The organism is Haloglycomyces albus DSM 45210 (genome assembly GCF_000527155.1).
In the GTDB taxonomy this organism is placed as follows: Bacteria; Actinomycetota; Actinomycetes; order Mycobacteriales; family Micromonosporaceae; genus Haloglycomyces; species Haloglycomyces albus.
In genome coordinates this window covers 2373555-2385413 of record NZ_AZUQ01000001.1, presented here as the reverse complement: position 1 = coordinate 2385413, position 11859 = coordinate 2373555, and the positions used below count along the sequence as shown (strand labels likewise).

Below are 11859 nucleotides of genomic sequence, written 5' to 3'. Positions count from 1 at the left end.
AATATGTACGGAGCGACGGCCACACACTGCTGTCACGAAGAAACGGTCACCATACCGTCCGGAATACGGCGGAACAGTTTTTTCTAATGGAGAGAGCGAGCACCGGAAATATAGTGTCTTAGGCCCGTATGCCACAGGTCTCGGTCATTGAGGTGATCGAGACGATGTCGGCGGATTGCGACGATGTCGCATTTCTTGTCGAGGACGCCACAGCGCCGAACATCGGGAACCGGTACACGGTCGGGACACGGTTCCCGATGGGACGTTCCCTATGCGAGGTCGGCGACGCGCGGCACCACGACACCGTAGAGGTCGCCGATCGTGGCGAGCGCGCCGGCGTGCATTTGTGCGGAATCGACTGGAGCCACGTCGGTCTCCAAGGGCCGGGTGGCGCAGGCGTCGGCGACCACTGTGGGAGCCAACTGACGAAGGAAAGCACCTTGGCTGGTGAACGTGACGCACATATGGGTCATAAAGCCGATAACGATCAGTTTGTCGCGGCCGGTTTCGGCGATGTGTTCGGCCAGATCGGTACCGACGAAGGCGTCCGGGGCCTGTTTGGTGACGACCGGTTCCCCGTCGCGTGGTGCGACGTCGTCGTGAATCGCACCGAGGTGAGTGCTGAGATCGTAGGGTGATCCGGCTCCGCCGTCGTGTCGGACGTGAATGACGGGTGTTTGCTTGTGACGGGCCTGCTGTAGACAGGCGGAGGCGCGCTCGAGTGCCTCTTTCCAGCCGTCGAGTTCCATGACGCCGGTGGTGTAGGTGTTTTGGTAGTCGATCAGGACCAATGTGGCGTCGTCCAGGCTTGCCGGGGTGGATTCGAGTCCATTGAGATCTCGGAGAGTTGTGCTCGACATATGGTGTACCCCTTCTCGATTGCGGTTTCAGAACCAAGCGTATGGTCGCACCGTCGTGTCTGCAATGTCAGGTAGCATGCAGATTCAGACATCCCTATCGTCGTCCCGTCATCTTGGAGGCGGTCATGCACAAAACCTTGGTCATCGCCCTGTTTCCCAATGTCGACCTGCTGGACGTGACGGGACCGGCGGAAGTATTCTCGCTGCTCGCCCGAGAAAGAGCGGTAGAGTCACGCCACATCGTCCGCCTCGCGGCGCCCTCTGCCGACCCCGTTGTCACGGCGGCAGGTGTCACTGTGGTCCCCGACTGCACCTTCGCCGAGCTGGACGGCACTCCGATCGATACACTCGTCGTCCCTGGCGCCGTCAACCTCGATGCGGCCGGACACGCCATCGCCGACGTCGACCCGGCGGTCGTCGCGTGGATCCGTCGTCTGGCACGCGATACCCGTCGGGTGACGTCGGTGTGCGTGGGCGCTCACGTCCTGGCAGCGGCGGGTTTGCTGGAAGGGCGACGGGTGACGACACACTGGTTGACTGCGGAGCAACTGGCCAGGGAATACCCCAACGTCGACGTCGATCCCGACCCCATCTTCATTCGTGATGGGGACGTGTGGACTGGTGCGGGTGTCACTGCCTGTCTCGACCTCAGCTTGGCTCTGGTCGCCGAGGAATACGGCGATGACATCGCCCTGCGCATAGCTCGGCAAATGGTCATGTATCTGAAGCGCCCCGGCGGGCAGAGCCAGTTCAGTGTGCCGTTGGAACCGATTTCTGCGTCGCGACGGATCGACGACCTGAGGCGCTTTGTCCACGAACACGCCACCGGCCCCATCGATATAGCCGACCTGGCTCGTCGGGCTCATGTCAGCGAACGTCAGCTGGCCAGAATCTTCAAGACGGAATTGAATACGACCCCGGCCGCCTACATTGAAGCCGCCCGGGTGGAGATCGCCCGAAACCGTTTGGAATCCACTGACGACACACTGGGACGCGTGGCCCGTCTGAGTGGCTTCGGAAGCTCCGACACCTTGGTGCGAGCATTCCGCCGACGGTTGAATACGACTCCCACCGACTATCGAAGTCGATTTCGAAAGGATTGAACCACGGAATTCCGGTATGAATCGTGCCGGCGGTCGACTTTACTTGAGCGTCGATGCTCTCCTCCGCATGAGCAAGATCGCCCACGATCGCCCGGATCCGTCACGGCAACCGCGCTAGTATTTGGAGGTCATCCGAATCCAGGCGACGTGAGGAAGCTGAGCCACCATGCCCGTCTTCGATGCCCACCTAGCCGATCTCAACGCCACAACCGTGTTCCAGATCGCTCGACTGCGGCAGGACGTTTTCGTTGTCGAGCAGAACTGCCCGTATCCGGATCTGGATGCGCTGGATCTCCAATCCGACACCGTTCACCTCTGGGCCGAAGAGAACGATCAAGTCGTGGGCTACCTACGCGTGTACCCGTACGAGGACGGCCGGAAAATCGGTCGAGTCTGCACGGCTCACGACCAACGTGGCACCGGGCTCGGGGCAAAACTCATGGAGGCGGCATTGAAGACGGCGGGAAACGTTCCGATCATTCTGGACTCACAAACCTACGCCCTGGGGTTTTACGCAAAACACGGCTTCGTCGCCGAAGGGGAGGAATTCTTGGAGGACGACATTCCGCACCGCCGCATGCGTCGTCTCCCCGAGGGATAATAATCCAAGATGAATTGACGGTCTATTCTGACATGGTGACATCACAAGCAAACTACCGAACATCTCGACCCGGTGATCAAGCCGTGTACGCACGCCGTCGTATGGGTGCGGGCATCGCGGCGGGTTTCGTTTTGACCGGGATCCTCGCCGGCGTCCTCGGTTTCTTCCTGACCGGGGATCTCGATTGGAAGGTCCGTCTTGGTGCCACGGTCATGTCCTTCCTCGTCGCCACTCCCGCCCTCTGCAGCCTCGGCTTCGCCATCGGCCTGTCCGGGCGACTTCGCCGCCTCGGCATGGGCATTGTCATAGGATCGATCCTCATGACCGCCATTACCGCAGGAGCGTTCCTACTGATTTAGGGCGCCACCCTGCCTCCATCGTGACCAATAAGGAGAATAACGTGCGCATAGCGCGAATCGCACATCCACAAGGCATGTCCTTCGCTCGTCTGGAAGGGGACGGCCCGGGGGCCACCGCCGCCGAAATCGACGGCCACCCCTTTGCCGGCGTCAAGCTGACCGGGCAACGTTGGGCCCTCGACGACGTGCGACTGTTGGCTCCCGTCATACCGTCCAAAATCGTCTGCATCGGGCGAAATTACGCCGAGCACGCCGAAGAACAGGGTGCCGAGGTACCGAGTGAACCGCTGCTCTTTCTGAAGCCGTCCACCGCCGTCGTTGGACCGGGCGACCCGGTCACCGTACCCACCGTTGCCGACGATATCGAGCACGAAGCCGAAATGGCCGTCGTCATCGGACTGCCGGGGGCCCGCAAAGTCTCTCGAGAAGCGGCCCGGCAGGCCATTCTGGGCTACACTTGTGCCAACGATGTCACCGCACGGGACTTGCAGAAACGTGACGGACAATGGACTCGCGCCAAGGGATTCGATTCCTTCTGCCCGCTCGGTCCGTGGGTTGAGACCGACCTCGACACTCACGACGCCGAAATCCGCTGTGAGGTCAACGAAGAGGTGCGGCAGTTGGACTCCACCAAGAGCATGGTCTTCGATCCGGCCTCGATCGTCGCTTATATTTCCCAGGTGATGACTCTGCTTCCCGGCGATGTGGTTCTCACCGGAACCCCGGCGGGAATCGGGCCGATGAACGCGGGCGATAAAGTGTCCATCTCTGTCGCCGGTATTGGAACTCTGACAAATCAGGTGGTCGCAAGTGAGTAATATTCGTACCCGATTTTGCCCGTCCCCCACTGGAACCCCTCACGTAGGACTGGTGCGCACCTGCCTGTTCTCCTGGGGATACGCCCGTCACTTCGACGGGTCGTTCATTTTCCGCATTGAAGACACCGATGCGGCCCGGGACAGCGAAGAATCGTACAACCAGCTTCTGGACGCCCTGTCCTGGTTGGGCCTCAGCTGGGACGAAGGCCCCGATATCGGTGGTCCGTACGGCCCCTACCGCCAGAGCGAGCGCGGCGATTCGTATTCCGACGTCATCGACAAACTGGTGGAGAACGGCTACGCCTATGCGGCTTTTTCCACTAACGACGAGGTCAAAGCACGTCACGAGGCCGCTGGACGCGACCCGCAGCTGGGATATGACAATTACGACCGCGACCTCACCGAAGAGCAGAAGGCGGCGTTCCGCGCCGAGGGACGCCGCCCGGTGTACCGGATGCGGATGCCGGACGAGGACATCACCTTCACCGACTTCGTACGCGGGGAGGTCACGTACCCGGCGGGAACGATCCCCGACTACGTCATTGCCCGTGGCGACGGTTCGCCTCTCTATACCTTGACCAATCCGCTTGACGACGCCATGCAGAAGGTCAATGTGGTGGTTCGCGGCGAGGACCTCTTGCCGTCCACTCCACGCCAGATCGTGCTGTGGCGCGCGTTGACCGATCTGGGCATCGCCGACGGCGTCCCCGAATACGCGCATTTGCCGTTGATCACCGATGAACGCGGCAAGAAGATGTCGAAGCGTGACCCCCGTTCGAACCTGTTGTTGTACAAGGACGAGGGCTACCTCCCTGAAGGCGTTCTCAACTACGTGGCCACCTTGGGCTGGGCGATCGGTCCCGATCGTGACGTGTTCACGGTGAGTGAGTTCTTGAAGTCCTTCGATCTGCACGACGTCAAGAGCAACCCGGCTCGGTTCGACGAGAAGAAGTTCCGGGCGATCTGTTCGGATCATTTCCGCGCCGCCGACACCGAACAGCTGGTGGAGCAGACTGTACCGTTCCTCCGGAACCGCGGCTTGCTTCCGGACGAGCCGACCGACGCTCAGATGTACATCGTCCGTTCCGCGATGCCGATGGTGCAGGAACGCTGCGCGAACTTGGGCGAGGCCGCGGAGATGATGCGGTTCTTCTTCGCCGGTCAGGACTTCGAGATGGAGGCCGGAAGTGTGAAGAAGGGTTTCAAGGAGGGCTCCGACGCTGTACTGGACGCCTCCATCAACGCCCTGGAGGGCCTCGACGACTGGAGAACCGACGGCATCGAATCCGTTTTGAAGACGGCGTTGGTGGAACGCATGGAGCTGAAACCGCGCAAGGCCTTCACACCGTTGCGGGTCGCCGTATCGGGAAAGACGGTGTCGCCGCCTCTGTTCGAGTCGATGGAGCTGTTGGGCCGGGACGTCAGCCTACAGCGCCTCCGCGATGCCCGTGCGACGCTGTAAACGGTTGGCAGTGCGACGGTCGCGGAGAAGACCGTATTCATCCCGGTGAACGAGCCGTGGACACCGTCGCTGAGTAATCGTTGAGTGGGACCGCCTCCCTTGAGAGGCGGTCCCACTTTTCCTTATAGCGAGTTGACGACGATGCGCCGCTTCAGCGTCCGTGTTGTTCCATGTGCTGAGCGGTACGCTGCCGCAGTTCGGGGAGTCGTTGGTAGAGTGCGTCTCCCGGGCAGATGGTGTTGTTGAAGTCGCGGTGTCCGGCAATGGCGTGGTAGGGGTTGAGTCCGTACTGTTGGCACAGCCAGGAGCAGGTCTGGACGAGGGAACCGAATTGTCCGCTGGGGATGATGGTGTCGGCGTCGGTGTAGGTACCTTCGCTTTCGATTCCGATGGTGTGGTGGTTGTGTCCCCCGACGTGGGCTCCGTGGACGTTCTGGCCGTAGCGGATGGCCTCAAAAGAGCGGTGTCGTCCCTCCATGACGTGGCCGCCACGTCCCACGGTCAGTTGCTGGCCCGAGTCGCGCCAACCGTTCTGGTCCATGTGGAGATCTTGAATCTCGCGTGACACCTGGGCTGCTCGATCGAGGGAGAAGTCCATGGTGTTGGGCCATACGGCGTGATGTATGACGATCGTATCGGGGGCCGAAATGATCGACACCGGTGAGCTCGGCGGGCGCGCGTTCCAGACGGCTCGTCCGTACAGCAGGGTGGGTTCGTCACTCGCCGCGGCAGCGTCGGGCCAGGCCGCCGACAGGGCGGCTCCCGCCGCGACGGCCGTCCCGGCTTGGAAGAGTCCGCGCCGTGACAGCGCGATACCTTGGGTTGATTTCACTTCTCCCCCTCGATGTGGGTTTCAAACTATACATCTGAAACTATGATTGCCATACGTATTGATGTCAACCTATGGGAGGATGAATTCTCAACGGCCGATAATCATCGCCGCGTCGACACCCGATCACCTCGGCACCGCGAGCCGCTAGGAGTGGACCCACTCGGGGTTGTCGCCGATCCATTCGTCTACGGTGTCGTTTTCCACGGAGCGCCACAGATTGTCGGCCGTCTCCACATGCCCCTGCTCTTCACTCATGATTTCAATCGAGGTCGGATTCCCGTTCACCATGACGCTGGACGTCGTACTGGGAATACGCACCCGCTGAATACCGTCGGGGTCGATATCGCTGAGCGAGAGGATCAAGTCGGTCAACTTCATCCCACCTCGATCGAATACCAGGTTTTCCCCGATTTCCTCCAAAATTTCGATGGCCTTCCCAGGGTTCGTATGGTAGCCCTGTTTTTTGGCCTCCTTGAGAATCGACATGATGGCCTGCTGCTGCATGGCCTGCCGCCCGTAGTCTCCTCCGCGACCTTCCCGATAGTCCTCCGGCTCGCTCCACGCTTTGCGCTCTCGCACGATCTCCAGCGCGTCGTCCTTACCGTAATAGCGGCATTCCCCGGGGAAGGTCTGACCGGTGTGGTCGGTGGTGATCTCATGCCACGGGCAGAGCTCGACTTCCCCGACCACCTCGATCAGGTCGAGGAACCCCTCGAAGTTGGCGATGGCCAGACCGTTGAAGCGCAGGCCGGTCAGATTGTAGAGCGTATCCGTAATGTTCTGCACCTGCCGCTTCTCCTCGGAAAACTTGGTGGCGGCGCTGTTGATCTTGTCCACGCACGGAGATCCGTTCCCGCAATCCGCGATTTCGATCCACAAGTCACGTGGCACGGAAATCATCGACGCCGTATCCAACTCGGCGTTGATGTGCACGATGATGAGCGTGTCGGTACGGGTCACACCGTTCTCGTCCTTATCTCGGCCCACGACGAGAAAATTCAGCGGACCGGAGATGTTCTCGGTGTCCATCTCGGCCCGGTCATCGCCCAGAAAGTTCTCATCGGGAATCGTCTCCTCCACCAGTGAATCGGTGAGATGGGTCAGTGCGGCGGTGGTCCCCGCCAAAAGGAACGTCACGGCACCGACCCACACGAGAGCATGTGCCCACCAGGGGGAACGCTGCGCTCTGACCATGAAAAATCTCCTCGGTAATGAATAGAACGCCCAGCCGCGGAAACGCGAGGGGACGTCGACGGTTGTTCTATGTGGCTAGACGTCTGAGATACCAAGGATGGTTGCGGTTCGAACGCTTATTTATAACAAAAATGTCACGCACGCCGAATGGTGCGCAACAGGATTCGCGGATCTCCCATGAGATGTTTCAAGCGCCGTTCCAGACCCGCGATGGGAGTGAGGTTCTGCGGCGCACGCGGATCCTTATGGCTGGAAGAGGCGAGCCGAGGCAGAACGGCGGCAGCGGAGTTCACCAGTCGGATCGCCTCCGCCGCATCGTCGGCCTGACCGTGGTCGGCCGCCTCCAGCCGGGCAATGCCGTTCCACCCGTAGGGCGTTACTCCGGGCAGGCGCAAATAGGCGCAGTAGCGTGGCCAGGTGGTGGTCAATTGGAAGACCGGAGTGCGTTGTGCCGGTTGAAGTTGTTCCACGATCGGATTGAGGTCGGCGGGCAAATAGGAACGCTGATGACTTTTAATGTATCCGATCGCTCTGTCCGCGTGCCGCCGTCCCCGCAGGGTTCCGTCCAATACGGCCAGATCCGTTTCTTCCGCGTTGAGGGCGATCTCCGCTTCCAGAGCGGACATCGCGTTCTGCGAGGCCGCGATCAACTCGGCGGTGTCGTCGCTTTTGATGGGGAAATACGGATACGGTCCCAGTTCCCGCTCCGGATCAACCGGACTGAACAGCCCGCGTTGAACCCGAGTGGTCGACACCTCTGAGTGGGCGGCCGCGAAGTCGCAGGTTACCAGCCCCGCCGCCCAGGACACGCACAGCCCGGGCCACCGTCCCTCCGAGTCGGACAGTTCCACCCGGGCGTCGAGACGTCGCACCCCGTCGACGACGGCCACTCGGTTCGGCCCCGGCGCGGTGGGAGTGATCGGTGCCCAGTCCGCACCCGGACGTTCGACATTGACCTCCAATTCCGCCGCACCGGCCGCTCCCGGCGACTCGGAACCGTCGGCGAAGGAAGGGTCCCACGCGTCTACGGTGATCCGCATCAGTTCACCAGCTTCTCGACTCGTGAACCGCGTACGCCCTTAGTGACCTCGTAGCGTACCGGTACTCGATTGGCCAGGTCCGCCACGTGAGTCACGACCCCGACCATGCGGTTCGAATCGGTGGTCAAAGCTTCCAGAGTGGTCGCCACGGCGTCGAGACTGTCGGGGTCCAGGGTGCCGAATCCCTCGTCGAGAAGGATCGATTCCAGGGCCGTTCCGCCGGAAGCCATGGCCGCCAACTGATCCGACAGGGCCAGAGCGAGCGACAGCGAAGCCGCGAACGTCTCACCGCCGGAAAGCGACCGTACCGGTCGCGCCAAATCCGCGTCATGGTGGTCGATGACCCAGAATTCGTTGTCGCGCCGCACCAGATCGTACTGCCCGTTACTGATGCGATTCAACGTCTGCGACGCACCCAGCACCAGCTCATCGAGGGCCTCGCTGAGCAGCCACCCGGTAAAGCGATTGGCCTTCAAGTGATCGGCCAGGGCCTTGGCCACTTCCCATTCGCGGACATGCCGACCGATCTCCGACTCCAAGTCCACCCGGCGCTGCCGCGATTCCCGCAGTCCGTCGAGGCGGAAACGTGCGTCCTTGGTCGCCTCCAGATGCGCGGTGATGTAATCGGTCCCCGTCCCGCCGGTCGGGGCCTTCACTCCCACTTCCGCGAGCGCTCCGGCCATATCGCGCCGCAGAGCTCCGGCACGGTCGTCGGACGCCGCCAGCTCGCGTTGGACCTCGTCCCGTGCCGCCCGGGTGTCGGCGTGGCGTGCTTTCGCCCAGTCGACCAATTCGCCCCAGGCCGTGTGGAGGTCGTCGGGGGCGACCGGCGGGTTGAGTCCCGCCACTTGATCGCGGGCGTGACGGAAGTCGTGCCACGCGTTTTGATGCTCGTTTTCGATCGTGTCGCGGCGTTTTTGTGCGGCGCGGAGGGCTTTACGGGCCGTTGCGAGCGTCGTGGAACTGGCTTTCAGTCGGCTGTCTGCGGCTTCGGCGCGTTCCTGTTGCTCTTGCAATTGTGCGAGGTCGGGCGCTTCGGCGAGTTTGCGTTTGAGGCGTTTTTGTTCCGCCAGTCGCTCGTTCAGCCGGGTTTCATAGGTGATGAGCTTGGATTCATTGCTCTGTAGGTTCTTCTCGGCGTCTTCGAGTTCCTGTTTGGCCAGGCCGACTGCCTGCTGGGCGTCATGGAGGGCGTGGTTGATGTCGCGTTTGGGTAGGCGGTCGACTTCCTGATCGCAAACGGGGCACGGGTATCCTTCCGCGAGTTGATCACGGAGACTTCCCGCGAAGTCGACCAGGCGGGCCTGTTCAACCTGCTGCGTCTGGACGTCGACCTCTTCGCGGGCAGCGTCGACCAGTTCGCGCTGTTCGGAGATTTCACCCTTGAGCGCATCGACCATTTCGGTGCCCAGGTTGATATTGTTTTCGCATTCGTGCAGCTGGTGCCAGGCGTCGATGCGGCGGGTGATGACGGCGAGATTGAGCCCGGCCAGCTCCTCACGGAGGCGTTCGTCGTCGGCCTCGGCGTTTTCCACATCGGCGGCTTTGGCCGCGACCTTTTCCGCCGCGTCGTTGAATCGTTCGGTCAGGTCGTCCAGTCCGTGAGGACGTTTGACGTAGGTCAGGTGGGAGAGATCCGCGTCCAGGGCCGTGAGCCGCTCACGCAGGTTGGTGACCGTCGTGGTGAGGTTGTCGAGTTCCTCGGCACGTTGTCGAACGGTGTGGGAGAGGTCGTCGAGTTCGGTGACCTTTCCTTCCGCGTGGGAGAGGTCGGCGTCGCCGACGGTGGGTATCTTGGCCAGCTGAGCGTCGAGAGTTTTACGAGTCGTATCGGCGTGATCGCGTCGCGCGGCGGCTTTGCGTTGAATGTCAGCGTAGACACCGTGTCCGAGGAGGTTTTCCAGGATGTTACGTCGTTCGGCGGCGGTGGCGTGGAGAAACTGAGCGAACTCGCCCTGCGGCAGCAGCACCGATTTGGTGAACTGCTCGAACGGCAGACCGATGATCTTTTCCACCACGGTGTTCACCTTATTGGCCCCCGTGGCCAGCGGGGTGCCCAGGCCGGAGGTGAGTTCGTTCGCGTCGGTGACGTCGACATCGGCGGGCAGACGTTCGATGCCCGCGTTCTGGGTCTTCACTTGCCCTTGTTTGGAGCGCCGAAGGGTGCGGGTGAGAACGTAACGGTTGGCCCCTGCGGCGAATACGAACCGTACGCTCCCTTCGGTCGCCGACGGTGCGATGGTGAAGTCGAGTTTGCCTTTCAGTCGGGGAGTCCGTCCATAAAGGGCGAAGCAGATGCTGTCCAGAACGGTGGATTTTCCCGCTCCTGTCGGTCCGGTGAGGGCGAAGAATTCGACGTCGCTGAAGTCGAGCGTCGTGGTGTCGGCGTAGGAACCGAAACCGTTGAGATCCAAACGGATGGGTCGCATCAGTCGTCCTCTCCCGGGTTGGTCTGGGCGTCGGCGTAGAGTTCGTTGAACAACTCCAGTACCGCCGGATCATCGTGCCCGCTTTCGTCGAGGTAGGTGCTGAACAGCTCGGCGGGACTACGTCCGAGTCGACGGGAGGCGGGCGGTTCGTCGGTTCCCGTTACCGGAGGCTGAATGTGGACCTGGGCGGCGTCGGGGAACAGTTCGGCGACCTCTCCGCGCAGACCGGCTCGAGCGGGCTCCTCTACGAACACTCGCAGGAAGGCCTTATCGTCAACCGTGGCCTCCCGCAACTTATCGACCGTTCCCCGCACGGTTTGGAAGGGCACGGCGGCGTCGATGTCGACCGTTTCCACTTTGGCGGGCGTATCGGCGGTGACATCGACGATCGAAACGGACGGGCGGTAGCTTTCCTCCCCGAAGTTCACCATGACCGGTCCGCCCGAATACCGAATCGGACACGGCCCGGATATCGTCTGTGCCTTGTGCAGGTGCCCCAATGCCACATAGGACGTAGAGCTGGGAAAAATGGAGGCGGGCACCGCATAGTCGGCTACGGTGTGTACTTCACGTTCGCCGCCGCCGGTCGTACCGCCGACGACGGTGAGGTGTCCGGTAAAGAGATTCACCGCGTCGTCACGGAACGACTGTGACAGGCGGACGACTAGACGCCGTAGGTGATCGGCGTATCCCGATTCCGTTTCCGCCGCCGACAGTTCGAACATTTCCGCCGCCCGCACGGCGTACCGTTGCGAAACGAACGGCAAGGCGGCCAGCACCCACTCTTCCCCGCTCGCGGTCTGCGAGGCAATGATGTGGTCGTCGGCACTGGTGATACGGCCACGCAGATGGATCCCCGCCGCATGGGCCCACGTTCGCAGGGCCTCCAGCCCCGGTCCGTTATCGTGGTTGCCCGCCACGGCGACGACTTCGGCTCCCGTCGAGCGCAGTGCCGACAGCGCGGAGGTCAGCACCTTCTGCGCCGCCGACGAGGGAGAGGCGGAATCGTACAGGTCACCGGCCACGATGACAAGGTCGGGTTTTTTCTCCCGTGCGACGTCGACGATCTCGCTGAAGACTCGCCGCTGTTCGTCGAGACGCGCACGCCCCTTCAAACTCACTCCCACATGCCAATCGGACGTGTGCAGTATCCGCATGTCA

The 11859-nt window shown here is 61.8% G+C and carries 11 protein-coding genes; 5 read left to right on the top strand and 6 right to left on the bottom strand.

Going from position 1 to position 11859, the window contains the following annotated elements:
* Window positions 1-269: 269 nt before the first annotated feature.
* Window positions 270-860, bottom strand: coding sequence for a cysteine hydrolase family protein (locus HALAL_RS0111155; RefSeq protein ID WP_025274089.1), 591 nt, complete (start codon window positions 858-860; stop codon window positions 270-272).
* A 125-nt stretch (window positions 861-985) separates the two neighbouring features.
* Between HALAL_RS0111155 and HALAL_RS0111150 the strand changes: the two genes are divergently transcribed.
* The 5 genes from HALAL_RS0111150 (at window position 986) to gltX (ending at window position 5203) form a co-directional block, all read left to right on the top strand.
* Window positions 986-1963: a GlxA family transcriptional regulator gene (locus HALAL_RS0111150; RefSeq protein WP_029767794.1), complete on the top strand. Its 978-nt coding sequence runs from the start codon at window positions 986-988 to the stop codon at window positions 1961-1963.
* Window positions 1964-2129: 166 nt separating this feature from the next.
* Window positions 2130-2564 carry a GNAT family N-acetyltransferase gene (locus HALAL_RS0111145; RefSeq protein ID WP_025274087.1) on the top strand — a complete coding sequence of 145 codons (435 nt, stop codon included), beginning with the start codon at window positions 2130-2132 and terminating at the stop codon, window positions 2562-2564.
* A 35-nt stretch (window positions 2565-2599) separates the two neighbouring features.
* The gene (locus HALAL_RS0111140; RefSeq protein ID WP_156937708.1) at window positions 2600-2923 is read left to right on the top strand and encodes a hypothetical protein; all 324 of its coding nucleotides are present in this window, start codon (window positions 2600-2602) and stop codon (window positions 2921-2923) included.
* A 41-nt stretch (window positions 2924-2964) separates the two neighbouring features.
* A complete protein-coding gene (locus HALAL_RS0111135) occupies window positions 2965-3741 on the top strand; it encodes a fumarylacetoacetate hydrolase family protein (protein ID WP_084471967.1) in 777 nt (258 codons plus the stop codon).
* Window positions 3734-5203, top strand: coding sequence for a glutamate--tRNA ligase (gene gltX, locus HALAL_RS0111130; protein WP_025274084.1), 1470 nt, complete (start codon window positions 3734-3736; stop codon window positions 5201-5203). Before HALAL_RS0111135 ends, gltX begins: the two co-directional genes overlap by 8 nt.
* A 151-nt stretch (window positions 5204-5354) precedes the next feature.
* Here gltX and HALAL_RS0111125 read toward each other — a convergent pair whose 3' ends face one another.
* The 5 genes from HALAL_RS0111125 to HALAL_RS0111105 form a co-directional block, all read right to left on the bottom strand.
* On the bottom strand, window positions 5355-6035 hold the full coding sequence (locus HALAL_RS0111125) for a peptidoglycan recognition protein family protein (RefSeq protein ID WP_051462914.1): 681 nt from the start codon (window positions 6033-6035) through the stop codon (window positions 5355-5357).
* Window positions 6036-6179: 144 nt separating this feature from the next.
* Complete coding sequence (locus tag HALAL_RS0111120) at window positions 6180-7229, bottom strand: LCP family protein (protein ID WP_025274083.1); 1050 nt, start codon at window positions 7227-7229, stop codon at window positions 6180-6182.
* Window positions 7230-7363: 134 nt separating this feature from the next.
* On the bottom strand, window positions 7364-8269 hold the full coding sequence (locus HALAL_RS0111115) for a DNA double-strand break repair nuclease NurA (protein WP_029767791.1): 906 nt from the start codon (window positions 8267-8269) through the stop codon (window positions 7364-7366).
* Complete coding sequence (locus HALAL_RS0111110) at window positions 8269-10698, bottom strand: AAA family ATPase (RefSeq protein WP_025274081.1); 2430 nt, start codon at window positions 10696-10698, stop codon at window positions 8269-8271. Before HALAL_RS0111110 ends, HALAL_RS0111115 begins: the two co-directional genes overlap by 1 nt.
* On the bottom strand, window positions 10698-11855 hold the full coding sequence (locus HALAL_RS0111105) for a metallophosphoesterase family protein (protein ID WP_025274080.1): 1158 nt from the start codon (window positions 11853-11855) through the stop codon (window positions 10698-10700). The genes HALAL_RS0111110 and HALAL_RS0111105 overlap by 1 nt, the downstream gene beginning before the upstream one ends.
* Window positions 11856-11859 lie beyond the last annotated feature (4 nt).